Source organism: Frankia sp. RB5, assembly GCF_059816245.1.
The window spans coordinates 1-24,480 of record NZ_JCBATA010000028.1; the positions used below are offsets into that span (position 1 = coordinate 1).

General features: G+C 66.9%; 25 protein-coding genes and 1 pseudogene. 18 read left to right on the forward strand and 8 right to left on the reverse strand.

Going from position 1 to position 24,480, the window contains the following annotated elements; translation table 11 throughout:
* Positions 1–317 precede the first annotated feature (317 nt).
* The gene (locus AC6EXY_RS16570; protein WP_499816990.1) at positions 318–1,847 is read left to right on the forward strand and encodes a DUF6119 family protein; all 1,530 of its coding nucleotides are present in this window, start codon (positions 318–320) and stop codon (positions 1,845–1,847) included.
* A 350-nt stretch (positions 1,848–2,197) separates the two neighbouring features.
* The gene (locus AC6EXY_RS16575; protein ID WP_133150595.1) at positions 2,198–3,103 is read left to right on the forward strand and encodes a hypothetical protein; all 906 of its coding nucleotides are present in this window, start codon (positions 2,198–2,200) and stop codon (positions 3,101–3,103) included.
* Between the two features lie 599 nt (positions 3,104–3,702).
* Here the strand turns inward: AC6EXY_RS16575 and AC6EXY_RS16580 are convergent.
* From AC6EXY_RS16580 to AC6EXY_RS16590, 3 genes and pseudogenes are all read right to left on the reverse strand, one after another.
* A complete protein-coding gene (locus AC6EXY_RS16580; protein WP_279354596.1) occupies positions 3,703–4,854 on the reverse strand; it encodes a recombinase family protein in 1,152 nt (383 codons plus the stop codon).
* Positions 4,855–5,038: 184 nt separating this feature from the next.
* Positions 5,039–5,611, reverse strand: a pseudogene (locus AC6EXY_RS16585) (SAM-dependent methyltransferase); the annotation flags it as partial.
* A 66-nt stretch (positions 5,612–5,677) separates the two neighbouring features.
* On the reverse strand, positions 5,678–5,902 hold the full coding sequence (locus tag AC6EXY_RS16590; RefSeq protein ID WP_499816989.1) for a helix-turn-helix transcriptional regulator: 225 nt from the start codon (positions 5,900–5,902) through the stop codon (positions 5,678–5,680).
* Between the two features lie 123 nt (positions 5,903–6,025).
* On the opposite strand from AC6EXY_RS16590, the gene AC6EXY_RS16595 reads away from it, so the two are divergent.
* From AC6EXY_RS16595 to AC6EXY_RS16605, 3 genes are all read left to right on the forward strand, one after another.
* On the forward strand, positions 6,026–6,289 hold the full coding sequence (locus AC6EXY_RS16595; protein ID WP_499816988.1) for a hypothetical protein: 264 nt from the start codon (positions 6,026–6,028) through the stop codon (positions 6,287–6,289).
* A complete protein-coding gene (locus AC6EXY_RS16600) occupies positions 6,289–6,555 on the forward strand; it encodes an energy transducer TonB (RefSeq protein WP_499816987.1) in 267 nt (88 codons plus the stop codon). The genes AC6EXY_RS16595 and AC6EXY_RS16600 overlap by 1 nt, the downstream gene beginning before the upstream one ends.
* Before the next feature lie 182 nt (positions 6,556–6,737).
* Positions 6,738–7,166: a hypothetical protein gene (locus tag AC6EXY_RS16605; RefSeq protein ID WP_499816986.1), complete on the forward strand. Its 429-nt coding sequence runs from the start codon at positions 6,738–6,740 to the stop codon at positions 7,164–7,166.
* A 637-nt stretch (positions 7,167–7,803) separates the two neighbouring features.
* Here AC6EXY_RS16605 and AC6EXY_RS16610 read toward each other — a convergent pair.
* Positions 7,804–9,240 (reverse strand): helix-turn-helix domain-containing protein, encoded by a 1,437-nt coding sequence (locus AC6EXY_RS16610; protein ID WP_499816985.1) that lies wholly within the window; start codon positions 9,238–9,240, stop codon positions 7,804–7,806.
* A 339-nt stretch (positions 9,241–9,579) separates the two neighbouring features.
* On the opposite strand from AC6EXY_RS16610, the gene AC6EXY_RS16615 reads away from it, so the two are divergent.
* The 8 genes from AC6EXY_RS16615 (at position 9,580) to AC6EXY_RS16650 (ending at position 14,771) form a co-directional block, all read left to right on the forward strand.
* On the forward strand, positions 9,580–9,780 hold the full coding sequence (locus tag AC6EXY_RS16615; protein WP_499816984.1) for a hypothetical protein: 201 nt from the start codon (positions 9,580–9,582) through the stop codon (positions 9,778–9,780).
* Positions 9,781–9,945: 165 nt separating this feature from the next.
* On the forward strand, positions 9,946–10,395 hold the full coding sequence (locus AC6EXY_RS16620) for a hypothetical protein (RefSeq protein ID WP_499816983.1): 450 nt from the start codon (positions 9,946–9,948) through the stop codon (positions 10,393–10,395).
* Between the two features lie 83 nt (positions 10,396–10,478).
* On the forward strand, positions 10,479–10,760 hold the full coding sequence (locus AC6EXY_RS16625; RefSeq protein WP_499816982.1) for a hypothetical protein: 282 nt from the start codon (positions 10,479–10,481) through the stop codon (positions 10,758–10,760).
* Positions 10,757–11,251 carry a hypothetical protein gene (locus AC6EXY_RS16630; RefSeq protein WP_499816981.1) on the forward strand — a complete coding sequence of 165 codons (495 nt, stop codon included), beginning with the start codon at positions 10,757–10,759 and terminating at the stop codon, positions 11,249–11,251. The genes AC6EXY_RS16625 and AC6EXY_RS16630 overlap by 4 nt, the downstream gene beginning before the upstream one ends.
* 135 nt (positions 11,252–11,386) lie before the next feature.
* Positions 11,387–11,530 (forward strand): albusnodin family lasso peptide, encoded by a 144-nt coding sequence (locus AC6EXY_RS16635; protein ID WP_499816980.1) that lies wholly within the window; start codon positions 11,387–11,389, stop codon positions 11,528–11,530.
* Positions 11,531–11,606: 76 nt separating this feature from the next.
* Complete coding sequence (locus AC6EXY_RS16640) at positions 11,607–13,430, forward strand: albusnodin/ikarugamycin family macrolactam cyclase (RefSeq protein ID WP_499816979.1); 1,824 nt, start codon at positions 11,607–11,609, stop codon at positions 13,428–13,430.
* The gene (locus AC6EXY_RS16645) at positions 13,427–14,191 is read left to right on the forward strand and encodes a lasso peptide biosynthesis B2 protein (protein WP_499816978.1); all 765 of its coding nucleotides are present in this window, start codon (positions 13,427–13,429) and stop codon (positions 14,189–14,191) included. Before AC6EXY_RS16640 ends, AC6EXY_RS16645 begins: the two co-directional genes overlap by 4 nt.
* On the forward strand, positions 14,184–14,771 hold the full coding sequence (locus tag AC6EXY_RS16650; RefSeq protein WP_499816977.1) for a GNAT family N-acetyltransferase: 588 nt from the start codon (positions 14,184–14,186) through the stop codon (positions 14,769–14,771). The genes AC6EXY_RS16645 and AC6EXY_RS16650 overlap by 8 nt, the downstream gene beginning before the upstream one ends.
* A 75-nt stretch (positions 14,772–14,846) precedes the next feature.
* Here the strand turns inward: AC6EXY_RS16650 and AC6EXY_RS16655 are convergent, their stop codons facing one another.
* Together AC6EXY_RS16655 and AC6EXY_RS16660 are read right to left on the reverse strand one after the other, a co-directional pair.
* Positions 14,847–17,135 carry a WD40 repeat domain-containing serine/threonine protein kinase gene (locus AC6EXY_RS16655; RefSeq protein ID WP_499816976.1) on the reverse strand — a complete coding sequence of 763 codons (2,289 nt, stop codon included), beginning with the start codon at positions 17,133–17,135 and terminating at the stop codon, positions 14,847–14,849.
* Positions 17,132–17,731, reverse strand: a complete 600-nt coding sequence (locus AC6EXY_RS16660; protein ID WP_499816975.1) for a hypothetical protein — start codon at positions 17,729–17,731, stop codon at positions 17,132–17,134. The genes AC6EXY_RS16655 and AC6EXY_RS16660 overlap by 4 nt, the downstream gene beginning before the upstream one ends.
* Positions 17,732–18,087: 356 nt before the next feature.
* Between AC6EXY_RS16660 and AC6EXY_RS16665 the strand changes: the two genes are divergently transcribed.
* From AC6EXY_RS16665 to AC6EXY_RS16685, 5 genes are all read left to right on the forward strand, one after another.
* Positions 18,088–18,261, forward strand: a complete 174-nt coding sequence (locus tag AC6EXY_RS16665; RefSeq protein ID WP_499816974.1) for a hypothetical protein — start codon at positions 18,088–18,090, stop codon at positions 18,259–18,261.
* Positions 18,258–18,485, forward strand: coding sequence for a hypothetical protein (locus AC6EXY_RS16670; RefSeq protein WP_499816973.1), 228 nt, complete (start codon positions 18,258–18,260; stop codon positions 18,483–18,485). The genes AC6EXY_RS16665 and AC6EXY_RS16670 overlap by 4 nt, the downstream gene beginning before the upstream one ends.
* Before the next feature lie 13 nt (positions 18,486–18,498).
* Positions 18,499–18,843 (forward strand): hypothetical protein, encoded by a 345-nt coding sequence (locus AC6EXY_RS16675; protein ID WP_499816972.1) that lies wholly within the window; start codon positions 18,499–18,501, stop codon positions 18,841–18,843.
* 111 nt (positions 18,844–18,954) lie between these two features.
* Positions 18,955–20,625 (forward strand): FtsK/SpoIIIE domain-containing protein, encoded by a 1,671-nt coding sequence (locus AC6EXY_RS16680; RefSeq protein ID WP_499816971.1) that lies wholly within the window; start codon positions 18,955–18,957, stop codon positions 20,623–20,625.
* 122 nt (positions 20,626–20,747) lie between these two features.
* A complete protein-coding gene (locus tag AC6EXY_RS16685; RefSeq protein WP_499842362.1) occupies positions 20,748–22,121 on the forward strand; it encodes a replication initiator in 1,374 nt (457 codons plus the stop codon).
* Positions 22,122–22,530: 409 nt separating this feature from the next.
* On the opposite strand, the gene AC6EXY_RS16690 is transcribed toward AC6EXY_RS16685, so the two are convergent.
* A complete protein-coding gene (locus tag AC6EXY_RS16690; RefSeq protein ID WP_499816969.1) occupies positions 22,531–24,027 on the reverse strand; it encodes a recombinase family protein in 1,497 nt (498 codons plus the stop codon).
* Positions 24,028–24,115: 88 nt separating this feature from the next.
* Positions 24,116–24,430 (reverse strand): SAM-dependent methyltransferase, encoded by a 315-nt coding sequence (locus AC6EXY_RS16695; protein ID WP_499816968.1) that lies wholly within the window; start codon positions 24,428–24,430, stop codon positions 24,116–24,118.
* Positions 24,431–24,480 lie beyond the last annotated feature (50 nt).

The following is a 24,480-nucleotide window of genomic DNA, read 5'->3' on the forward strand; positions in this document are numbered from 1 at the left end:
GCCATCCAGATGGCCCTCGCAGGCCAGCCCTGGCTACCCGCCCCCCGCGCCACCGCGCCCGCCCTGACCACCGCCTAAAACAACATCAAAACCGGGGGTGCTGGAGCGCGCACCCGTGAATGGACACGTGGAGAGGTAGCGGATTGATGATGAGAGTTGAGGCCTGGAGACGGTCGAGAGCGGCCGTCCTGCCAGATGCCCTGTCCGGTCGCTTTAAACAAACAGCTTGACAAGCACTACAAGAGGGATCACTGTACCAAATGATAGTGATGATCTAACGCGGGGGCGCGGGCAGTGGTGTCAGGCGGCAGGCGAGCATGAAACTCAACATCTTCTCTGTTCCGACCGAGGGTGTGGCGGCTCTCAAGGTGAAGCTCGGGGACGTCGGGCTCAAGGTCATCCATCAGGGCGAGATGTCGGGATGGCAGAGCGCTTTCTACTTCCTTGAGAATCCGGAACCAGCCCCGATCCCGTGGGTTGCGACGTACGCAGAGTACTTTGAGGACAATAATCTTCCTATGAATCTCATCTACTTCTCCGCGTACATCTTTGAAAAAGACGACAAATGCTATGCCCTGAGTTACGGCAAGGCGCATTTCTATATCCGCCAGTTTTGCGATCACGACTTTGGCATTGAGATTGTTAAGCGAATTGGTGATGATAGTAACACGCTTCAGACCTCCGTGCGTCGGTTCAATAGCAAACGCAAGAAGCAGATCAGAAGCCTAGCCCGCGGAACGGCCCTGGATCTGGAAAGTGGAGAGGCCGTCGAGTACCTCCAGACAGAAATAGCGCTTGACTACCAAGCGCAGTTCGGTCGCTCTGCGAAGTTCGGTTCCTCGATTCTCCTCAACGCACCAATCGAGAAAGACGGAATCGGCGATCTATTCGACAATATCGATGATGCCCTCACGCAAGAAGCTCGATTCACGCTGCCTCGTACCACCACAATCACAGACCCCGATGAAGTTGCCCGCTACGATGCCCTTCTCCTCGGAGCCATCACCGGCGGGAGCGAAGACGCTCAGTTCACTCATGAGGGCCACGACGTCGTAGGGGTAGATTTTGTCTTCCGAGGAAACGAACGATTTACGCTTACCTGTCGCGGATACAAGAAGCTTGAAGTTGGCGACGGTGAACTTGGAATAGAAGACTTGCGAACCTACATACAGGAGCAAGGAATCCCCAAAGATAAGATCCTGGACATCCGCTTGCGGGTGGAAAACGAAGGCCAAAAGCCGTACTCCGGCACGCTCAAGGCGTCGCTCGACTTCGTGGTTGATGGCGAAAATGTCATGCTGACCCAGGGCCACTGGAGGAGTTTCAATGAAGATTACCTAGACCAACTGCACGCATCAGTTGATGGTATCTTTCTTGAAGCCACTGAACCAGATTTTCAATACATCATCGGCGAAGAGGGTGCCTTCAACGAAGCAGCCGGTAAGGTCGGGTACGTCAACGCTGACAAGGATTTCTCGGTAATCGTAACGAGCGCCTCAACCAAAGTTGAAGCCTGGGATCTTCTGCGTGACAGTACCGTGTACGCCGTGAAGCGCGGCCCAGCCCAGAAGGTTGGGTATGTCTGCGACCAGGCGAATCTCACGCTTGAGATCATCCGCAATAACGCCAATCTCAAGAAGCTGGACCAGGAGGTCAAGGCTTACTGTCTGTGGTTTATCTTCGCTCGTACGACTCCCATCTCTAAGATCTCGGAAATTGACTCCATCATTCTCAAGCAGAAGATCGATGATTGGGCGAGGCGGTGCAGGGAGCTGGGTATTGAGCCGAGGCTCAAGTTCTCCAGGTGTCCCGCTAGAACCCGGAGCCACGCTAAGAAGCACGTCTAGACTTCGGGCTACGATCCAGCGGTCGGTGGCGGTAACCGTGCTTGCGAAACGCATCGTCAAAGCCGAAGACGAACTCAGTATGGTACTGATCATTAAGCGCCATAGCGAGCGAGTCCACAAACGACGGGCCCGCCCTCGTCCTCGCTCAGGCGCGGGATAACAAGGCTGTAGGTTGAGGGGGGCAGCGTAAATAAGATCAACGTCACCAGCTTTGTATTGTTCAACGATACTGCGGGCGACCAAGGCGACCTCGCGCCTGCTGATCTTCTTCCGGATAGTATTCAGAGATTCGGTAAAGACCCACACGTCCGGCTCTCAGCAGCTGCCTCCATACCTTCTTCAAGGATGAGATGAGCAATCAACATCTCCAGCTATCCGACGCTCTCTTCACCAGCCGCCGGTACTTCGACGCGGTCATCGCGGAACATGGCTGGGGCTGGCTACGGGGTTCGCCCGCCGACCGCGATGCCGAAGCCACAAGAAGCCAATCCGGGCCCGGTGGAGGCTGGAGTCCAGAGTTCCTCACTGGAGCCGTTGGTTACAGCTGCCTCTATCTCATTACGGCTGCCCGGCAGGTCAGTAGTCTTGGTAAGCTGTTTCTCTATGCTGAGACCGATGATCTGGCTCTCACCGCTCCCGCGCTGATCCGTAGCACCCTCGAACATCTCGCTTACGCAAGCTGGATCCTCGACCCGCGCCTTGGCAATGCCCGCAGGCGGATAGCTCGCGGCCAGCTTGAGGGGCTGGCAAGTTCTAGATCATGGTCTGGGGTCGCGTCGAGTTTCGGCGATTCCAAAGACCGGGATCGCGCACGCGGGGAATATGATCTTAGGCAAGCGCAAGCAAAGAAGATTTTTTACTCTAGCGAAATCCAGTGTGATCAAGATAGTGGTGATATCTTAAAACTTGCTGGAGAGCGGAGGCCTCATACAGACAAAGCAATTGCGGGCTTCGGGGTCATCATCGGGGACCGCGCTTTCGGTAGGGGTCTTTACAAGTACCTGTGCGCTGCGGCCCATCCCACAGCCCATGCGATACAGGAACTACTCGTGGCAACCACCCGCCCCGACGGCAAGAAAGATTACCGGGTGGGAGTGGCCGACGATGACGAGTATTTCGCCCGCCTAGCCGCCACCGCCGCCCTTGGCTTCCACCAAGCCATGAGGCTGTTCGCGAGTTATTCCGGGTGGCCCATCGAACCGCTGGACTCCTGGCTTGATGAAATCCGCCCCGCATTCTCAGCGGTACTCGTCTGATCGTCGCGGGCTGTGCCACACAACTCCGATACCGCCCTATCTTCTACGCCCCGCCCCAAACTCCTCCTTCTCGCCCACATATGCCGGACAGTTCTCCCGGCTCCCATCGCATACCTCAAGGTGCAGATCCTTCAGGGCAGCATGTAGTTCCCCGAGGGCGGCCCGCTGCGTGTCCTTCAGCCGCCACCCGCCTTCGTGCCAGATCACGGTGATCTGTGTCAGGCCCCAGCCAATCAACCAGTGCTTGACGTCGAAGGCATATACACCATCCCGTCCGTGCCGGGGATGACGTTTCGCCTCTCGGCTCAAGGGTCGGCGTTTGGCTTCCATGCCATATATTGTTACTCCGGGGTGAGGCGCCGCCAAGCCTTGTAATTCTTGGATTTTGGCTTGGGGTAGCCATTTTCTATGTTTCGCGCGACTCCGGGGGTGTCGTGGCCGTGTCTTCGCGCAGGCCGCAGTTCTTTCCCGCATATCGCTGTGTCCGTAGCTACACCACCTGATGAGCTTGGCTTACGAAATGGCGCGACGGTTCCACAGCTTCGCCGCATCCGCAGCGGCAAATCGATGGGGCGGCCGGTTCCCTAGCCTGGGGTGCATCAGTGATCACGGTGAGTGATTTCCGGTACAGTTGATCCAGTTGCGTCTGGTATGTCTGGCTCGAAAGTCGCTCCACGAGGGGTACGTACAGCATCTACGCGCCGTGGATGCCCAGTGGCTGCCGCGTGCGGCCCGGGGGCTGCGGTCACTTCCGCCAGATGGGCAACCTTGTCGAGGTCTGCCACCGGAATCTTGATCATCATGTGTACCTCCTGCCTTTCGTGATCGAGGTGGACGGTGAGCTGAGTGCTTTCGTAGAGGCGTCGCTGCAACGCTTCCGGCGCCTGGCGGAGCTTGAGGTGCAGCTCGGGTAGGGCGTCGAGCAGGGCGAGGCTGTCTTGGCCTGGCCGGTCGGGTTCGGTTTCGTCCGCCGCGTCAAGATCCTCGATCTTCCCGAGGGCAGCCTTACGCTCTGCGTCGAGCTGGTTGTAGCTCCTGCGCAGTCCCTGGGTGAACGGGTCGTCGGGGTCGCCGTCCTGCGCCTGGCGAAGCAGGTTTCCCTGCCTGCGATCAAGATCGTCGATCTTCTTCTGGAGTCGGCCTCGCTCGGCTACTCGTTCCCGGGCGGCCCGGTCGTCGTAGGTCGCGAGTTCGGCGGTCAAGAGGGCGACTCTGTCGCGTCCGAAGACGCGTTCGGCGTAGAAGTCGGCGATCGCGGCCTCAAGGACGTCTTCGCGGATGCGGACGCTCTTGGGGTGTTCGGTGAACTTGTCGTCACGGCCTCGGTTGTTCGCTCGGGGCCAGCACTTGTACCAGACAGGTGCGCTGGGATCGCGAACGGTTCCGAACATCCGCCGCCCGCACGTGCAGTGGATCATGCCCCGGAACACGTAGGTCCGTTTGGTCGCGGGGTGACGATTGAGTTCGTTGTGCTCGCGAGAGCCGCGCCGGGCCTGCCGGTTGGCGTTGAACTCGTCGAACATCCACTTCGGGATCAAGGGTTCGTGGACGGGTTCGGATGACCACACCCACTTCTCCGGCCCGTTGACCGCCCCATGCCGGGACCGGGTCGCCCGCCGGTTGAACACCTGATAGCCGGTGTACTTCGGGTTACGCAACAGATCGGCCACCGTGGACTTCGACCACGCCCCTCGCGCCCGGCGGGCCCCGCCAGGCGGCTCGGGTGGGGGGTAGCGCGAGCTGTGGTGCACGGTGGGCGGCTACCGGGACGAGGTGCTCGCCGGCCTGGACGTCGAGCAGACGCCGGAGCGAATCGCTCTGCGCACCTGGCTCCCTTCGGCCCGGACGGTCCGACGTCGTTCCCGACGGGACAGTGCCGCGCGGCCGGCGCGGCGTTGTCCCGGGCGAGCTGGCCGACAACCGATGGCGTGGGCTTCAGGGCTTGCGGGCGACGGCTCCCCAGCCGCTGGCGTCGGCGTCGGTGATGTCCTCGCCGGTGCCGTCCGGGCGCCAGCGGAAGGGGACGACCAGACCGGGGTCGACCAGTTCCAGCCCGTCGAAGAAGCGGGCGATCTCGTCCCTCGTCCGCGGCGTCAGCGGGATCCCCTGCGCCTGGTACGTCTGCGCGACGCCGTTGATCTCCGCCGGGACGAAGTCGGCGGTCAGGTGGGTCAGCGACAGGTAGCTGCCCGACGGCAGCGCGTCAAGGAGGCGGCGGACGATGCTGTACGGGTCGTCCTCGTCGGGGAAGAAGTGGAAGATGGCGATCAGCGACAGCGCCACCGGCCGGGTGAGGTCGAGCGTGTCGCGCAGCACCGGGGCGGTCACGATGCTCTCGACGTCGTGCAGATCGGCGTCGAGGTAGGCGGTGCGGCCATGCGGGGTGCTGGTGAGCAGCGCGCGGGCATGGGCGAGCACGATCGGGTCGTTGTCCGCGTACACGACGCGGGCGTCGGTGGCGACGCCCTGCGCGACCTCGTGCATGTTCGGCGAGGTCGGGATGCCGGTGCACTGGTTTCACGAAGTACACCGAATGATGTGATGTAGGTCACTATCCGACCCTAGTTCCTGGCCCTACTCGGCGGGGTCCCGAAGATCGGTTCGTGCTCCTCGTCCGGGTCGGCTGGCGATCCATGCCGTGATCGTGCTGAGGCGCCAGCGGGGCCGGTCGGGTACGGAGAGGTCGTCGGGCTCGGGTAGGCGTCCCTGGGCGCGGTAGCCGCGCACGGTGGAGGGCTTGACTCCGGCTAGCTCGGCGATGTCCGCGTAGCCGATCAGGCGGTCTTCCTTGTCCTCCACGGGGGAATACTACCGTTCACCTGAACAATGCAGCGCCGCGCTGTATTGTTGGGGCAGGTGGTTCCGGGGGTGTTGGCGCACCCGCCGGAACCGTGATCATCCCTGGGTGAACAGGAGTGACCGATGGCTAGTATTCCCCCGGCGGGTCGGGGCGGGTGGCGCAATCCGTATGAGGGCCGTCCGTTCGTGTCCCTCAACGCTGCGGCTGGTGGCGTGTATGACCTGACGATGACGTCGGGTGCGTCGCTGCGGGACCTGATCGACGTGACGGCGACCCTTCCCCCGGTGCTGTTTGTGGATCACTGGCGGGTGAGTCCGGGGGATTCGGCGGTGATCCTGCGGTTCCGGGCGCTGCCGGACCTGGGTTCGATGCTCGGGGGTCTGTGATGGCTGGGTCGGTGCTGGGCGCGGATCTGGTCGTGCATCCGGCGGAGCATGCCGAGCTGTGTCTCCCGCGGGTGCCGGCGGAGTTCTCGGTGTTGCGGCCGACGTTGATTCTTCCGGGGCACGTGCGGGTGACCGTGGCTCAGGACATGCCGTACGACGTGACGGCGCGCTGGTGGGACTCGCTGACGGTCGCCGCGACCATGGCGGGCCAGTGGTACGCCTCCCAGGTCAACGGCTGGCCCGGTGGGCAGCGGCGCACGCAGTAGTAGGCAGGCGGGTTCGGGCGGCCGGTGCTCCCTGGTGGGGTGCCGGCCGTCGGCGTTTCCTGGCCTTCAACAACATGTAGAAAGTTCGCGATGATGGTCTTGTAAACGAAAGCGGCCCGGGTCGGTGCGGGAACACCGAACTCCGGGCCTGGTCCGACCCCTGCGAACTCAGGAGTGAACCGATGACCAGTGTACGGGCTGAGGGTACGTGGTTCCGCAACGTGTGGGTGACAGCGGACGGCGGGTTCCGGGTGGTGGCCGTGCCGACGATGCACGAAACGGAAGTGGAGGCGGCCGTAGCGGTCGCGGATTCGCTGGTGCGGATGGACAGCGAGCACTACCTGTTGCGAGCGATGGACTGGGCACAGTTCGGGGCGGCATGCCTGAAGGCGGGTGCTCAGGAGATGTGGCCGGAGGAGTACGGCACGGAGGATCTCGACATGGATTCCGCGATCTCCGCGTGGCGGGCAACGGCGCTGCGGGGCCTGGCCGTGCTCGCGGAGGCGGTGGCCTGCACGGATGACCTGCGGGGGCTGCGCATGCTGGCGAGGGCGTCGGGCCAGCTCTGCGAGCGGATGACGCGCCGCGCGCGCCAGCGGGCCGGACTGTAGCTGTGGGCACGCCGTAACCGATTCCTGGCACGCGGGAATCGGTTACGGCGTTTCACGTGAAACGGGAATCGGTGCCGCGCCTTTCCCGAGAGGAAATCCGCCGGCGGGAAACGATAAATGCCGCGAGCGCGACGTGGGACCCTTGCGTTTTTTCTTCGTTTCCCGCGCTTTTCCGAACTGTTGGAGCGGCGGTTGGGTCAAGGGTCATCTTCGATGATCGCTTGCGACGCGCGAATGCGCGCCCTTGACGCGGCCGTTGCGGAAACGGACAATTCCGGGGCGGGAAATGGGGATGGTGAGGTGGCCAGCGGGAGTCGGTGAGGGCCTGGCCGTGCCTGGAATGGTTGAGCGCCGTAGGCTCCTGTTTTGCTTTTAGGTTGGGCTGGGGCCTGACGCTCCGACAGGGACGACACGCACGACACACCCGAGCGGCCGCCGCACCGATGGGGTGCCGACCAGCGGGAGGCGGGGCCCCATCGTGTGCGGCGTGCTGCTCGGGCGTGGCGGCGTGGCGCGCCTGGCGTGTGCGGCAGGTCACAGCCGCGCGCCTCTGGCGCGCCTTGAAGCAGTACAGAAACTTCGCGACACACTTCCAGTGGCGGTGTCTAGGTTGTGCTCGCGCAGGTCAGGCGTTCACCTACACAATCTGTCCTGGGGGAAGCGCGTAGCGGACGGGGAGGCGCTCGGCAAGATCACGAACTGCGGGTAGGCGAGCCCAGTCCGGGCGGCTGGCGATCTGCCGGTGTATCCCAGCAGCTCGGCCGACAGTGGGGCCGTTCACCGATTCCTTGCCTGCGACAGTCGTCATGGCGTCGCAAGCTGCTAGAGCCGCTTGCTCGGGATCCGGATGCGTGCGATGGATGAAGGATCGCGAGAGGGCGAGCTGTGTCCCGGCTGTAGAGCGATACCTACCAGTCCCGGCAAGCATCTCTAGAGATCGTCTGGCATGTGTTTCCGCTGCTTCCCCCTTACCGAGGTAGCCGAGAACGACGGCGTTAAATGCTTGAGATGCTTCCTCGTCCAGAGGTGAAGGGCCGGGGAGAGGCTTGCTGGTCCAAACGCTGTCATTCATGGTTCGAAGGGCGGATAGGGCGTCATCGCGGCGTCCGCCGAGTGCGTGTGCCCGTGCCTGTGCCGTCGCGAGCAGTGGAACGATGTAGGGATCGGCCCGTGATTCGGCCTGGGCAGCGATTGCGGCGGCTGTCTGGAACTCGCGGTTGAAGAAGGCGATAGCGGATCGCATTACGGCGACTGATCCGATGAGTACGGCGTGCCCTGCTGCTTCTGCATGTTGTCCGGCGAGGATGAAGAAGGTGAGGGCGCCCTCGTCGTCTCCGCTGTCGAAGGCGATCCTTCCCCGATAGAAGGCATACTGGCCCGCGAGGAGGTCCAGTTCGCGGCGGTCGGTCGCGGACACCCGTGTCTCTAGCCGGGTCTCTGCGTCGCCCCACGCGGCCTCGACGGGCGGGAGAAGCTCGGTGGGAGGCGTCGTCGAGTAGATCGCTGACAGCCGCTGTACGCCGTATTGAAGCTGGGCAATGCTGAGAGGGTCAGGAGCTGATGCGGCGATGGCGCGGGAGATCCGGGCGGCTCTGGTGGTCGCATCTGCGGTGCCCGCTGCCGTGGCGCCTGCGGCAAGGACGATGCCAGTGCCCAGGAGATCGCGTCGACGCGACGAACTCACCTCCTCCATCGTGTCCCCGGTGCTTACTGTGAGCGGTCGGGGCTCTCGTAGTCCAGCGAGCGGCTGGCTTGTGACAGGCTCCGCAGAGTTGTGTGGCTGGGCGGGTGGCTGCCGGGTGGACAGGGCGGCGCCGATACGCCGAGCCTGACGCTCTCGGCTCGCTACGTCTCGGAGTCTCCGGACGTCGCCTGCACCCCCAAGATCGATATCGAGGGCGTCCGCTAGGTCGGGTGAGGGTATCTCACGTCCGGTGAAGGCGGCGGAGACCTGCTGGCGGGAGAAGCCCGTCCGTTCGGCGATGTGCGTGTGATTCGTGTCCGCCTCGTCGCGGAGCTGTCGCATCAGGGTGAGAAGGTCCGCGTGCGCTCCTGTCGGCTCGTGGTCGCCCATCCTGTCGCCTTCCTGGTGAAAGTCTTTCTTGCGCAAGCGACGTTGCTTGCCTGCGCTGTCGCTTGCGCTGGTCTCCTTGCGTGGGCAAGAGAGAACTTCGGGCTGTTCATGGCCCATCGCGGAGTGTGTCATATGGGTACCGGCTGGTCAGCAGACCGCCACGAACAGGGAGGGATGCCGATGATCTCGGAGCCGCTGCCTGGGGGGTCTGCTGGCACCGGGCGGAGTTCATTCCCGTACGCGGCGTCTGGCGCCTCTTTACACCGGACTCCGACCGGATGGGAGGGAGCGGGGACGGCCGTCGTGTCGCCTCCGGGCCCTCCTGTCCGGGCTCCGGGGGTGAGCTGGTCGGGCATCGCAGATGATCATGTGGTGGAGGGCGCGGTCGTGTCGTACGCGGTGATTGTGACGTGGACGGATGGCACGGTCGTGGTTCACCACACGTGGTCGACGGTGGCCGATGCCGAGAGGTACGGCCGTGACCTGCCTGGCGCCGCCGGCTATCTGGTTGTTCCGTCGCAGCGGGTCGACGGTTCCTGAAGACGGCCACCAGCTCGCCCCCCGGGCTGGTGGCGTTGAACGCTGCCCTACCCGCGGCCCGCAGGCGCGCGCGGTGCACTGGGACGCCTCCGCGGCGCGAGTTCCCTCCTGCGAAGACAACCGCGGGTAGGGCAGCCCCTTCTCTGCATGATCGGGAGTGATGTGATGTTGGACGTGTTGCCGGCGGCGGCGTTCGGGCTGGTGCCGTCGGGTCAGTTGTTCGCGCGGGAGTTGCACGCCGCCAGTGCGGTGGGCCTGGCGGCGGAGCAGATACCGTCGCTGGTGGAGTCCTGCACGGTATACACGGCGGACTCGGACACGCTGATGGTGCGAATGGTGGATGACGTGTCCCGTGTCCACGGGATCATGTACGGGCCGGTACGACCGTCGAGTGTCCAGCTCGAAGCGGTGGACATGCTGCTAACGGGCTGGGCGGACAACGCGTTGGAGTTGGGCCGGACCTGGGTGCGGCATCGGATGAGCGGGGTCCGTGAGCTGGACGCCGACCAGATCCGACGCATCTCGTTCGTGTACCAGGATGTCTCCGCGCGGCTGGCGGCGGCGATGGTGCACGCCCGGGTGTCACCCGAAGCCGGGACCGTCTGGATTCCCTGATCGGCCTGCCCGTTCGTCGCTGCGTGGGCGCGTAACGGTGGGCGGGCAGGTCCCCCACACCACGCGGAGAAGGAGGTCCGGTCATGGCAGGCGTGCTGCTGCGTCGGCGCTGTCGCGAGGGGCCGGCTCTGGGCAGGGAGGAAGACCGGTCCACGACCCTTCAACCGGCGCCGACCGTGCGGCGGGGTGCGATGGCGTGGGGTGTTGCGCTGTTCGGCGTCGATCCGGCGGCGGTGGTGGGCATGATCGGCCCGTTCGGTTCGGCGGATGCAGCGAGGGACTACGCGCGGGCGCACTGCGTCGGACGGTGGACGGCCGTACCAATGCAGTACGTGACCGACAATGAGGAAGCGTCGGTACGGTGACGCTGATCGAGGGGGAAGGGCCGGGGGACCGGCGTTACTGGTGGCTGCCGGAGATGGCGATTCCGGACGCGGATGGGGTTTTGGTCTGGGAGCAGCCGTGTGCGGACGAGTCCGGCCGGTTGGGGTTGGGCGCGGACTTCTGGCCGATCGCGGCGGCGGATCTGGTTGAGGCGGCGGTGTGCTCCGCGATGCAACCCGGGGTTCTGATGGTGACGGTGCACCGTCGGGAGGCTGGCCGGTTGCCGACCCGGTTGGCGACGGTGGTGGGTCTGCGGCACGCGGCGCGCTCGGGCCGGCGCGGCCTGGTGGTCAACGGTAGTCCGCTTCTGGATGCCGACGTGACGGCGCGGGGCCGGCGGCTGGCGGTGCATGACGTGCTGCTGTGGCACGGCGATCTGTGGGAGTCGCACCGGGTGTGGGAGGCCATGACACCGGATGGCTATGGGGAGTGGATAAGCCGGCGGCGTGTTCTGGGCCTGAACGGTCCATGACCGTGCTCGGCGGTGCTATGCCCGCGTCGCTCTTCTGCGGGCTGGCGGCGGCGGGTCGCATAGGAACTCCCGGTGTGGATCGGCCGCATCGGGTGATCACAAGGCGGCGAGAGTCGCGAGAAAGGTAGGGCAGACATGGAGACGGTTGACGTCGGGTCGTCCGACGAGTCGACGGAGGCGGCGCCCGTGCTGCTGGTCGGTATCGGGGAGGCGTCGGTGGTGACGCTCGGCCAAGGCAAGGGCAGCGCGGAGGACAAGCGGCGGGCGTACAACAGCTAATCCGCATCCGGCTGGTGCCTGGTCCTCAAAGAATCAGGCACCAGCACGGTCGTGTGAAGACGGAAGGGCGGTCGGCATGCGCTGGTTCGGTGGGTTCTGCGACGCCGCTTTGCCTCCGCGGGCCCCTGCGAATGGTGTAAAAGTCTGGCCGAATGTTTCCGGATTCTGGACGGTCGGCCGGTGGGCGGAGAACGAGGTCCGCACGGCGCATGGCGGCAACCGAATCGTGGCGCTGATCGGTCCATGCGGAATCGATCAGCACGCTCTGTCGAGGCTGGGCGTGTACGGCGTGCCCGATGACGTCGCATGGCGGTGGCCGGGCAGCTACACAACGATAGAGGTGGCCGGAGGTGACATCCGGATCTGGACCGATCTCGGTGGCGCGTGGCCCGTCTACATGACGTCGGCTGACGGTGGGGTGTACTGGTCGTCAAGTTCGCGTGCCCTGGCCGGGCTGACCAATGCCGGGCCGGATCTGGATCGGCTGTCCGTCTCGCTTCTGGCACCGTCGGTCCCGCTCCTGCTCGCAGGACGGTCCGCGTTCGACGGGGTGGAACTCGTTCCCGCCGGACACCGCCTGACGCTGGAGCGGGCGGGGGCGGCAAGCGTGGAGCGGATGTGGTCACCTCGGCCGCGTTCAGGCTCGGCCGGTCAACGACTGCGGGCTGAACTGGCGGCGGCCGTGGACGTGCGGGCGGACATGGCCACCGATGTGACCGCGGACATGTCAGGCGGATATGACTCAACATCCCTCGCGTTGCTCGCTCATGAGTCGTCCGGTGATCGAAAGTCCGTGACTGGGGTCACCGTGCATCCGGTCGAGCGGTTGACCGGCGGAGATGTGGACTATGCGCGGCTCGCGGCCAGGAATTCCGGGATCGCACATCGTCTTATGCCGCTGGGTGCCGAACACGCCCCGTACACCGCGTTGACCACGATTCCGGTGACCGACGAACCTGCACCATCCACGATCGCGTACGCCAGATTCTCGGGCCAGCTCGAATGGATGCGGGACACCTTCGGTACGGACTGTCACCTGACCGGCGACGGCGGGGACAGCCTGCTGTATTCTCCGCCCATCATCATCGCCGACTTGTTCGCTACGGGTCGTAGCCGGCGGGCGATCGCGGAAACGGTGCGGTGGGCGAGATTCCGGAAGATTTCGGTATGGCCGCTACTCCGGTCGGCGGACCATGTCTCGCGTGGTCGCCGCTCGGATGCCTTGGCGGGGTTGGCCGCTCGACTGCGTGGCGACTTTCGACCTGCGGTTGAGGGCGATATAGGGTGGTGCGAGGTGGATCCGTTGCCCTCATGGGCAACCGCAGTGGCCGCAGCGCGGTTAGAAGCTCGTGTCTCCGCTCTCACTGCTCGGGTAGAGGAACCCGCGTCCGGCTGCTTCTCAACTACAGTGACGAGTGAGGGGATCGCGGAGGTAGGCCGCTCCGCGCGAGCGGACATCCAGATTGCCGAATCACTCGGGGTTCCGTTGCACAACCCGTTCACGGATTCCCGCGTCGTCGACACCTACCTGTCCATACCTTTGGGAAAACGTCCCGGGCCTGCGGAATACAAGCCGGTGCTACGGGAGGCCATGGCTGATCTGTTCCCGGCTAAGCTCGCAGCGCGAATCACTAAAGGCGACTTCAACCCTGACCACTATGAGGGGATGCGCGTAAACCTGGCATCGCTTCACGACCTGGCGGACGGCCGATTGGCGGCGCTGAACCTCATTGACGTCAGGGAGTTCCGGCGCACGTTGACGATGACGGCTGCCGGGCTTCCTGTCCCGTTCGCCTCGGTGGAACCGGCCGTGACGGCGGAGGTGTGGCTACGGGCACTGGAGACCGCACCGGCCGTGGAATGGATGCCCGCGCAAGACGCGACGGAGGACGGAGGATGACGCTTGATCCGTTCGTCGCCGTTCCGGAGTACGTGCGCGCGGTCGACGTCGGCCCGGCCACGGTGATCGTGAACTACCGAGACGGTCGCACCCACGTACTGATCGGGGAACCCGCGCGCTGGTGGCAGGCGGCGACGACCAGCGGGCGCGCTGATCCACCCGGACTCCTGGACACGCGCACCGCTGAGACCCTGCGCGGCCAGCTCCTCGCGGCAGGGCTGATCACACCCACGCAGACACACCGCCAGGGACGCGGGGTGACGGCGGGGCCGGCGTGGGCGCCAAGCTGGGGAACGCAGGAGATGCCGGCCGGACGCGCGGACGCCGTACCGGTGCCCCTCGGCGCAACCGTGCGCGCGAGCGTGGCCCTCGTCGTCGTGTTCGGCGTCCTTGCGGCAGGCCGCGGTGACCGACGCATGGCGCGGCTCCTGCGACTGCTGACCTGGGCCAACCACCACACCACGATCAACGCGTCGGATGATCACGGTCGGGAGGCGGTGCACGCCGTGCGGCGGGCGGCGCGGTTCATGCCGGGCCGCGTGGCCTGCCTCGAAGAATCGGCGGCGGCCGTGCTCGTGCTGGCCTTCGAGCGGGAGTCTGCGACCTGGTGCCACGGTGCAGCGGCCGATCCGGTCCGGCTGCATGCCTGGGTGGAGACTGGCACCGGGTATCGGGTGGCCGAACCGTCGTCAACCGCGCGGTTCGCTGTCCTGCGCACCATCCCTGAACGCGGCGACGAAAGCGAGAACCAGCGTGCCTGATGAACCGATCGTGTGGATCCGCGGGGAACGTGCCGGGCTCGGCCCGTTCGCTAGCGATCTCGTGGATCTGTACTGGCAGTGGGAGCAGGATCCCGCCGTCCTGGTCGGCTATGGTCGCCAGACGCCGGACTCGCTGGAGAACCGACGCGAGGGGTTCCAACATCAGGCGCGCGGCACCGATGATCAACTGAGGTTCACCGTCTACGACGTGACTACGAGTCCTCCGGTGCCCGCGGGTACCACTGCCGTACTCATTGATCATCACGTTCGCACGGGGGAATTCGTGATCCAGCTCGGCCCGGACAGCCGAGGCAAGGGTATCGGTACTGAGGCCACGCGGCTGACACTCGACTATGCCTTTCACATCACGAACCTACGATGCGTCTACCTGTCGGTACTGTCTCCAAACGTGGGTGCGATCCGGGCCTACGAGAAGGCCGGATTCCGCACGATCGGAGAACGCCGGAACTCCGGATACTGGCTCGGTCAGCCAACGAACGAAACACTCATGGACGCCATTCCGTCCGACTTCCCGGGGCCGTCCGCGGTGCTGCGCGCCGTTGACGCGAACAGTAGGTAAAGGTGGTGAATGCCCCCGGGCTGGTGGGCAAACCCCCGAGCCTGCCGGCCCGGGTCCGTTCTTTCCCGCACGCGGTCACCCACGTTCGCCGGTGCCTGGCCTGGTGGCCGCCGCAGATAGGGGGCAGGGCGATTGGTACGGCACGTGTGGGAGTAGCCGTGACCATTCCTCGGCGGTGAGCACGGCGCTTCCGCCGGTGAGGCATGCGCGGTGGTACAAGCTTCCGGGGTCGAGGTCCCAGAGTTTCGCGGTGCCGTCACTGCCCGCGGTGATCAGGTGTGCGCCATCGGCAGCGACATCGTAGATCATGTTGTTGTGTGCGTGAATGGTGGTGAGTGTCCGGGGGTTGTGTGGGTTGGTGAGGTCCCAGAGGTGCAGGGTGCCCGCGCTGTCGGTGGCGGCGAGTCTGCGGCTGGTGGCGTCGAATGCGGCGGCGGTGGCGGCGGTCGACGCGGTGGGAGGCAGGGTGGCGAGCGGCTGGGGGCTGGCGGGGGCGGTGATGTCCCAGAGGCTGACGGTGCCGTCGGTGTGGGCGATGGCGAGAGTTGCGCCGTTGGGGCTGACCGCGATGTTCGCGAGGGCGGCGGGCAGGCTGATGCGGCCGGCGGGCTGGGGGCTGTGGGGGTTGGTGAGGTCCCACAGGCGGGCGGTGCCATCCAAGCTGGCGGTCACCAGGACGTTGCGGTGGGGGGCGAACGCGGCAACCGCGACGGCGTCGTGGGCCTGCACGGTGGCGAGGATGGAGAGCTGACCGCCGGTGACGTCGAGGAGGAGGAACTGTCCGCTGTTGGTGGTGACGGCGGCGGTGTGCCCGGTGGGGTCGAGGGTGGCGCCGTGGATCCGGCCGGCGCCGGCGAGGGTGTAGGTGCTGGTGGGGGTGGGTGCGGTGCGGTTGCTGATGTTCCACAGGCGGATGGTGTTGTCGTCGCTGGTGGTCACGGCGGTGCGGCCGTCGGGGCTGAGGCTGACTCCGTTGATCGCGACGGGTGGGGACGACAGAGTGGCCAGCGGTGCGGGTTGGGCTGTGGGGTGGGTGAGGTCCCAGAGGCGGGCGGTGCCGTCCTTGCTGGCGGTGGCGAGTGTCTGCCCGTCGGCGCTGAGGGCGAGGTTGGTGATGGGGCCGGCGTGCCCGGCCTGGAGGAGAGGTGGCAGCCTGCCGGCGACGGTGGCGAGCAGCGTGTCACCGCTGCTGGTGGGGGCCAGGTGCCATGCGGCGACGGCGAGTCGCATCGCGAGTGCCGGATCAGAGGTGGTGCGCGCGGCGGCGGTAAGGGTCTGTGCGGCGCTGCTGCGCTGCGCGACGGTCAGCGACGTCGACCGGTTGCCGTGGTGGAAAGCGGTGGTGGCGAGGTAGGTGACGGCGGCGAGTGCTGCCACGGCGACGGCCGCGCCTCGCACGATGGGGCGGCGTCGGACGGTTGCCGGTGGTGCGGGTGGCGACGGTGCGGGGGGTCGGATGGGCTGTCGGGGCGGTGGTGGGGGTATCCGGGTGAGGTCAGGCGTCCACGATCGGCCGTTGCCGGACGGCGACGTGGGTGCCGGGGCCGGGGTGGGGCCGGTGAGCATGCGGTAGAGCTGGGCGGCGTCGGGTCGGGCGGCGGGGTCCTTCGCCATGGCGGCGAGGACGGCGGACCGTAGTGGTTCGGTGAGCCGGTGCAGATGTGCGGGCTGGTCGTGGGTGATGCGGTGCGGGAGAAGTGCGGCGGGTTCGGGCTCGAACGGGGGTGTGTGGGTCGCGGCGAACAGCACGACTCCGCCCCACGCGAAGACGTCCATGGCCGGGCTGGGTGGGGCGCCCTGGAACGCTTCGGGCGCCATGTAGGTGGGGGTGCCGATATCAGGCCCGTTGATCACGGTCATGTCGTGGGCGACGGCTATGCCGAAGTCGATGACCCGGGCGCCGGTTGGGGAGAGCAGGACGTTGCCGGGTTTGAGGTCGCGGTGAACCACCCCCACCGCGTGGATCATGGAAAGGGCGGTGGCCATGTTGATGGCGAGCTGTTCCAGGTCGGCGCCGTGTAGCGGTCCGTCGCGGACGGCGGCGGTGAGGGTGGGTCCGGGGACGTAGTCGGTGACCAGGTACGGCGGGGTGGCGTGCGGGTCGGCGTCGCGGACGGCGGCGGTGCAGAACCGGGGGACGCGGCGGGCGGCGTCGGCTTCGCGGCGGAATCGGTCGCGGAACACAGGATTGTCGGCGAACTCGGCTGCCATGATTTTGACGGCGACAAGGTCGCCGGTGGGGTCGGTGGCGAGGTAGACCCTGCCCATGCCGCCGGCGCCGAGACGTCCCCGCAGCGTGTAGGGCCCGACGTGGAGGGGGTCGCCGGTTTGAAGCGGTGCGGCGGTCGGGTGGCTGGTGGTCATGGCCGATCTGTCGTCGGCTTGCGGGCCGGTGCTGTGGCGGGCCGGTAGCTGGAGGCGGGCGGTGGTGGTGGCAGGACGGACGGATCATGCGGCCGGTACGGCTGTGAGTTCGTGCGTCCGGCGCGGCGCTGGATCTGCTGGTCCAGTTCCATGGCGAGCGCGAGCGTGATCGCGTTGAGGTAGTCGCGGCCGAACCAGTCGCCGGAGAGTTCCAGGTGTGCGCCTGCGGCGTTCTTGCGGGCGGTGATGCTGGTGGCTCGTGCGTGGGCGGCGCCCAGGTCGAGCATCGCGGCGGCGGCGTCGGCGCGCCTACCGCCCAGGGCATCAACGGCCAGATGGATCATCTTGAGGGCGGCGCGGGCGCGCTGCCGTTCGCCGGTCTGCCCGTCGGGTGGGCTGAGCGTGTCGAGCAACGGGCGGGCCTCGGGGTATTCGATCAGGTCGGCGGCGTGGGAGATACCGCGCTTGTACACGGCGGTGATCTGGGCCCGTAGGACGTCGACAAGATCGGGATCGGGGGTGCTGGCCATGGCGTCGCCTCTTTCCTGCCCCGAGCCCAGTCCGGGTACGCCCCGGGTCCACTCCGTGTCGGACACGGGTGGACTCCGCGTGGGCTCCGGCTGCGCTCCGGGCTGAGTCCGCATCTGCTCCGTACCCGCATCGTCATCGTGATCGCATCGTCACGTTCCGCGGATTGGTGTTTGTTGGTCAGCCATTGAGCGGGTCGCTCCGGCTGTACTCCGTGTCCGCTCCGACTCCACTCCGGGTGGGGTGCTCCGTGCTGGCTCCGAGTCGGCTCCGAGCTGACTCCGGCTCAGGCAACGGGAAATTCCGTGGTGGCTCCGGCTCCACTACTTTCCGTCGGCCGACGCGAGGGGCAGAGTGTGCGTTGCCGGACAGCATTACCGGCGCCTTCCGATCCCGCCCACCTTTCCAAGAGGTGTATTTCGCCATGGCCATGTACGTCCGCCGTCGGAACTGGTTCCTGCGGTTCGTGTTCTTCTTCTGGGCGCTGTACTTGGGCGCGTTCTTCCTGTCCCACCTGAGTCCGGCGGTCGCGTTCCTCGTCGTCGTGGGGGTCGTGGCCGCGGTGGTGTGGCTCGTGATGGCGGCGCTACGCCGATGAACGAGAAGACGATCCGGCGTCGTCTGGCCGTGCTGCTGGTCCTGGCGTTCACCGGCTGGATCCTCGCTCTGTTCTGGGCCGCGTTCGGCATGACCGTGCTGTTCGGCGTTGTTAACCGTCATCTCGACCCCCCGCCGCGTCCTGTGTGCGCGGCGGTTGGATCCGGCGTTCAGCCGGCGCTTTTCGGGAATCTGCGCCCCTGCGGTTCCCGCTCTTCCCGATAAGGAGAAAGCTGTTATGCGTTCGTTTCCCGTGGACATGAACCGGCTGACCAATGTTGTCGCGGTGTCGGAGGCGTCGCCGGACGTCGACTTGGACGGTAAGCCGAAGGCGAACCGGGACGGTGAGCCGCTGCACGTGGTGCAGGTGGCGGTGACCTTCGACGGGGCCGTGTCCCTGGTCAAGGTCAAGGTCGCCGGGGAGGCTCCCAAGGTCGCCGTCGGCGCCCCGGTGACACTGCTCGGCCTCGTGGGGCTCCAGTGGCAGATGGCGGGCCGGCACGGCATCGCCTGGTCCGCGCAGGCCATCCGCCCGGCGGCGTCCGTGACCGTGCCCCCGGCGAGTCCGCCCGCGAAGAACTAGGCCCCGTCGGACCGCTCGGCGCCTGGTCTGGGCGGCGGGCCTGGGGGGTGGTGCTTTGGCCTCGCACCACCCCCCTTTGTCGTGCCTGAGGTCGGAAAAGGGGTGATTCCCATGGCTGTACTGAAGATCCGTCAAGGCCGGCTCCGGCCTGATCAGTACCGGCTCGCGCTGCGCCCATCGGTCCCGGAACTGCTCCTTCGGCACGTGGGGGTGCATCTGTGGGCGTGGCACCGAGAGGCGGTCACCTTGCTGGCCGTGCTGGTGGCTTACCGGCGGGCCGTCGGGCTGGCCGGTCCGACCGGCGGGCCGTGGCTGCTCGTCGCGGTCACGGTCCTCGTCGCGATGGTTCCGTCCTGGCGTCGGGTGGCGCTGGGCTGGCTGCTGGGGGGTCGGCTGCGACGTCGGTGGGCGGCGGCGTGCCGGGCGTGCCGGTTGGAAACCCCCGGTCGTGTCGTGTCCCGTACGCCGCGGGTGCGCTGGGCGCGGCGGGGTCTGGCGGGCTGGCATCTGCGGGTCACCCTGGCGTCCGGTCAGTCGGTCGATGATCTGCATCAGGCCGCGGGCCGGTTGACGGCAACCTTGCGTCTTCGGGAGCTGCGGATATCCCCGGACCTGGAGCGGGCCGACCGCGTCGGGCTGGTCCTCGTCCGCCGTGAGGTCCTCGGCCGTCCGGTGCGCGCGGACCTTCTTCCCGCGGGTGATCCGAATGACCTGGACCGGCTGCCCGTTGGGGCTCGGGAAGACGGCACGGCCTGGCGGCTGCCGCTACGGGGCTCACACGTGCTGGTCGCGGGGGCGACCGGTGCCGGCAAGGGCTCGGTGCTGTGGAGCATCGTCCGGGCGCTTGCCCCGGCGATCCGCGCGGGCCTGGTTGAGGTGTGGGCGTGTGACCCGAAAGGTGGGATGGAACTGGCGTTCGGGGAGCCGCTGTTCGCCCGGTTCGCGACGGACACGGACAGCATCAATGAGCTTCTGTCCGATGCGGTGCAGAGGATGACCCGGCGCACGGGCCGGCTGCGCGGGGTTTCTCGACTGCACAAGCCGACCCCCGGTGACCCGCTCATCGTGGTGTTGGTCGATGAGATCGCGAGCCTGACCGCCTACGTCACCGACCCGGACCGCAAGAAGCAAATCGGTGCCTCGCTGTCATTGCTGCTGAGTCAGGGGCGCGCGCCTGGCGTGGTCGTGGTCGGCGCGGTCCAGGACCCGCGTAAAGAGGTGTTGCCGCTGCGGGATTTGTTCCCGATCCGTGTTGCCCTGCGGATGACGGCGAAATCGCAGGCTGACATGGTCCTCGGTGACGGCGCGCACGCTCGTGGCGCGCTGTGTGAACGGATTCCCCGGGGCCTGCCCGGCGTCGGCTATGTCCTCGTTGACGGCGACCCGACCCCGGTGCGTGTCAGGGCGGGGTGGCTGACGGACGACGACATCCGCGCCATGGCCGGCGACCACCGGCCACCCCTAGCGGACAATCCGCCTGCCGCACCCGCGTCGACTCCGGCCGCCGCTGCCGCTGCGTCCGTGGGCGGCTGGACGCCCACCGTCCCGCCCGTCGCGGAACCGGCCGCGCCGTGGTGGCAGGGGCCGAATGCGAAGCCGGCGGCGGCGGACGATCCGACCATTCCGCTCCGCGGCTGGCCACTGCCGCCACCCCCCGCGCTTCCCCCCGCACCAGAGCGCCGCGAACTCCCCCCGCTTCCCCCACCTGCGGCGCTGGACGACGGCAGTCCAGCCGCTGAGGCGGCGTGGCGCGCCTGGGAAACCCGTCTCCGCGACCGCTGACCCTGCGGCCCCTCTCTCTTCCTTCTGCCTCTGGTCACCCCGGCTCGTCCTGCCGGGCGCTGACCCCTGACCCGAACGGGGCACGCACAGTGACAGAACAGGCACAGTCGGATGGTGGGGTGGTGGCGGGCGGCTGCTCGTCCCCGATCCGTCTGACCGGCCACACGGATCATGTGGACCGCCAGACCGGCCGTGTGCGTCGCGCGTTCTCGTCCGCGGGGCAGCCCGGCAACGTGATCCATGTTCGGTGTAACAACCGGCGGGAGTCGGTGTGCCCGACGTGCAGTACGACCTACAAGCGGGACGCGCGGCGGCTGGTCTTGGCTGGTCTTGCCGGCGGTGACGGCCTGCCGGCGACGGTCGGGGGTCATCCGGCGCTGTTCGTCACCTTGACCGCACCCTCGTTCGGGCCGGTGCACTCCCGTCGCTCGGCGGGCAAGCACGGGGAGGCGCGGGCGTGCCGGCCACGGCGGGGACTGTGTCCGCACGGACGTCCGGCAGGCTGCCACGCCCGACACGGCGACGGTGACCGGCAGCTTGGACAGCCGTTGTGCGCGGACTGCTTCGACTACGGCGGCGCGGTGATCTGGAATGCGATGCTGCCGATGCTGTGGAAGGCCACGCGGGATCGGCTGGAGGTGGCGATCGCGGCGGCGGCCGGTCTGTCGGTGGCCAGGATGCGCCGCGAACTGCGGGTCACCTTCGTCAAAGCCGCGGAAATGCAGGCCCGCGGGCTGGTGCACCTGCACGTGGTGATCCGTCTGGACGGACGGGGCGCGACACCCGAGGACGTCGAGGCGCCACCGGGCTGGGCGACGGTCGACATGGTCGCGGACTGTCTGCGGGAGGTCCTGGGCGCGGTGAGCGTCGACGCGCCCGACCCGACCGATCCGGCCGGTGTGGTCGCGGTGCGCTGGGGTGCGCAACACGACCTGCGCGCGGTCGCGGTCGATGGTCCCGACAGCTCCGGGAAGATCGCTAACTATCTGGCGAAGTATCTGACGAAGAGCGTTACCGCGTCCGGTGCGCTGGACCGGCCGGTCCGGAGCCTGGCGCACCTGGCCCGGCTCGCTGTCGACGGCCACGCGCGGCGGATGGTCGAAACCTGCTGGAACTTGGGCGCCCTCGACGGCTTCGCGGTGGCGCTCGACACCGCGGCGGGCAGGAACCCCGGCCGGCTGCCGGGGCTGCTCCGCTGGTCCCACGCGTTTGCCTTCGGTGGCCATTGGATCACAAAGAGTAGGCGGTATTCCACGACGTTCGGGGCGCTGCGGGGCGCGCGGCGGGTGTACGCCCGAACCGTGGCGGCGGCATTGTCCGGCGGGCTCGTGGTCGACGCGTTCGGGAGGCCGGATGGTGACCCGCGGACGGTGGTCGTCGGCTCGTGGGCGTACGCGGGGCGCGGTCCGGCGGTGGGGGCTGGCGGCTCGATGTCGACAACCGGACCGCCCGGGGCGGTTGCGGCTGTCTCGGACGGCGGGGCGGACGGATCATGACCACCGCCCCGACCCTGTTCGACGACTGGGAACCGGATGGCGGCCAGCGGGAGCCGGATGCCGGGGTGGCCGTGCCGGAAGAGGTGAGCGCCGTAGGCTCCGATCCCTCTGAGCAGGCCGTCAACCGGGTAGCGGACCGCGCGGCGGTACCACGGTCCCCGGTGGGCGGCGGGGGTGGGCGGCGGGTACGACGGGAACCGGCCGGGGCTCGTGTCGCTGGGCGGCGCGTCCCCTCGCCTGAGGAGTGGGGCCGTGAACAGGCGGCCAGGGCGCCGCGGTGGACTGCCGGTCAGCGGGCGCACGCGGCGGGCATGTTCGGGCTGGCGCTTCCTGATCCGGACGGCTCGTCTCCCGCGTCGTGAACCGGACGGCCACACCACCCGGGGGCGGGCCGTCCGGCTCGGCCGGGCTATGCCGCGTCGCCTTCGCGCCACTCGATGACGATCAGATCCGGGTCAAACCGGCTGCCTTTGTACCGGGCCTTGAGGACGATCACGGCGTTGATGTAGTCCTCGACGATCGCGCGCTGCCGCGACAACGGGTAGTCCTTCCACTCGGCGCGGATGTTCGCGGGACGTGCCCGGACCGCCGTCACCACGGACAGATGCTTCTTCCGGTCGGCCAGCAACTCCCGTTCCTGCTCCTCGAAGAAACGCAGATCAGCAAAATAGCGGTCCGGGGTGATCTCCCGCTTCCGGTAACGGGCGGTGAGCTCGGCTATCTGCCCCTGGGTGAACGACAGTTCCTCTTCCTTCGGCCACGTCGTGTCCACCTGGGCGGCGGCCCGGCCTAGTTCCAATTCAACTTTGGAGATCAGGGCGGCGGTCACGTAGGCGTCCACCTTCGCACCATCGCGTACGATCTTGGAGCATCCCAGGTTCTGCGGATTGCACCGGTAGGCAAAGCCGCGCCCATCCGGCCTGGGCATACCGGACAGCTTCCGCCCACACTCCCCACACCGGGTGATCCCACTGAGCAGATAGCGCCGCGCGTTGTGACCGGTGCCGGGCTGCTTCCGGCGACCGATCTTCGCCACGATCTTCTCCCACACCTCCGGCTCGATGATCGGTTCCCACTGGCCGATGACCGGCTGTCCCTCGGGGTCACGAACGATCTCGACGTGGCGGCATTCCTCGCCGGTGCGCGGGTTTACCTCGGCCACGATCCGGCCACGCCATCCGCACAGCCGCGGGTTGCGCAAGTACGGCTTGAGCGTGCTCACCCGCCATGCCCCTCCGCGGGTCCCCGTGATCCCCCGGGCGTTAAGGCCCTTGACGACGGCGTCCACCGGGATGCCCTCGGCGACGTCCCGGCAGATCTGCCGCACGATCGGGGCCTCGACCGGGTGCGGCGTGGCATGGTCCTCGTTCCATCCGAACGGGCGCGGCCCGGATCCCGTCGACCCCTCCGCCTGCAAGTCCAGGTGTGTACGGGTCACCCGCCGCGCGGTGTCCGCGGACGCCTTGTTCGCGCTGGCAACCAGGATCCGGGCCGCGAACCGGCCGTTGTCCGTCAGCAGATCAAAACCGCCGGTCAGGCCCACCACCGGGTAACGGTGATGCTCCACGATCTCAATCGCGTCTTCCAGGTCGCGGGGATCACGCGCAAGCCTGTCGAGGTCGTACACCACCACACCTTCAATGGCACCGGAACGCAGATCGGCAAGCATCTTTTGCCACAGAGGACGCACCACCCGCCACACCACCGTGCCATCGGGGAGGCGTAGACGCTTCTTCTTGAACGCGGACGTGTCGTTCTCGCTGTAAACCTGCTCGACAATGCCCCCGACCGATGCAACCCACGCACGCTCGTCGGTCTCCTGACGACCGACACCCTTCTCGTCCTTCTTCGCATCATCAGAGATCCGCAGATACAGACCCCACCTGCGACCACTGAACGTCGTCAACGACAACGCGACGTTCCCGTGGCTCGTGTGAAAGGCAAGGTCAGGAAGAGTGGAACGTGTACCGCCGTCCGCCGCAATCACCATACGTTCAGTATATTTCGACAAACATCCCCGTGCCGATGTCGAGGAACTGGCGGACGCCCTGGTGTTCGGCCAGGTGGCGGGTGGCGCGCAGCAGGAAGGCGCGGTTCTGCCGGGCGGCGGCGCGGGCGCGGGGGAACGCACCGAGGGCCCGTTCCGCGGTCTCCCGATCGGCGGGGAAGTTGTCCTTTCCGCCGAGCAGGTAGTCGTACATGCGAGCCGGATGCGGCTGGTCGATCGCCAGGTCGACCGGAGTCGGCCTCGGCGCGACCGAGGTCCACCATCCCCGCGCGCCACCGGCCTGCCCATCTGTCGTCGCCACCGACTCCCCCTCGTCTGGAAAGGACACGAAAAAGCCCACTTTGACTTTAC

Bases quoted from the DNA above. Each gene is read 5' to 3' on its own strand.
- AC6EXY_RS16570 (WP_499816990.1), top strand. From the start codon at position 318: ATGAAACTCAACATCTTCTCTGTTCCGACCGAGGGTGTGGCGGCTCTC.
- AC6EXY_RS16575 (WP_133150595.1), top strand. From the start codon at position 2,198: ATGAGCAATCAACATCTCCAGCTATCCGACGCTCTCTTCACCAGCCGC.
- AC6EXY_RS16595 (WP_499816988.1), top strand. From the start codon at position 6,026: ATGGCTAGTATTCCCCCGGCGGGTCGGGGCGGGTGGCGCAATCCGTAT.
- AC6EXY_RS16600 (WP_499816987.1), top strand. From the start codon at position 6,289: ATGGCTGGGTCGGTGCTGGGCGCGGATCTGGTCGTGCATCCGGCGGAG.
- AC6EXY_RS16605 (WP_499816986.1), top strand. From the start codon at position 6,738: ATGACCAGTGTACGGGCTGAGGGTACGTGGTTCCGCAACGTGTGGGTG.
- AC6EXY_RS16610 (WP_499816985.1), bottom strand. From the start codon at position 9,240: ATGGGCGACCACGAGCCGACAGGAGCGCACGCGGACCTTCTCACCCTG.
- AC6EXY_RS16620 (WP_499816983.1), top strand. From the start codon at position 9,946: ATGTTGGACGTGTTGCCGGCGGCGGCGTTCGGGCTGGTGCCGTCGGGT.
- AC6EXY_RS16625 (WP_499816982.1), top strand. From the start codon at position 10,479: ATGGCAGGCGTGCTGCTGCGTCGGCGCTGTCGCGAGGGGCCGGCTCTG.
- AC6EXY_RS16635 (WP_499816980.1), top strand. From the start codon at position 11,387: ATGGAGACGGTTGACGTCGGGTCGTCCGACGAGTCGACGGAGGCGGCG.
- AC6EXY_RS16640 (WP_499816979.1), top strand. From the start codon at position 11,607: ATGCGCTGGTTCGGTGGGTTCTGCGACGCCGCTTTGCCTCCGCGGGCC.
- AC6EXY_RS16645 (WP_499816978.1), top strand. From the start codon at position 13,427: ATGACGCTTGATCCGTTCGTCGCCGTTCCGGAGTACGTGCGCGCGGTC.
- AC6EXY_RS16655 (WP_499816976.1), bottom strand. From the start codon at position 17,135: ATGACCACCAGCCACCCGACCGCCGCACCGCTTCAAACCGGCGACCCC.
- AC6EXY_RS16665 (WP_499816974.1), top strand. From the start codon at position 18,088: ATGGCCATGTACGTCCGCCGTCGGAACTGGTTCCTGCGGTTCGTGTTC.
- AC6EXY_RS16670 (WP_499816973.1), top strand. From the start codon at position 18,258: ATGAACGAGAAGACGATCCGGCGTCGTCTGGCCGTGCTGCTGGTCCTG.
- AC6EXY_RS16675 (WP_499816972.1), top strand. From the start codon at position 18,499: ATGCGTTCGTTTCCCGTGGACATGAACCGGCTGACCAATGTTGTCGCG.
- AC6EXY_RS16680 (WP_499816971.1), top strand. From the start codon at position 18,955: ATGGCTGTACTGAAGATCCGTCAAGGCCGGCTCCGGCCTGATCAGTAC.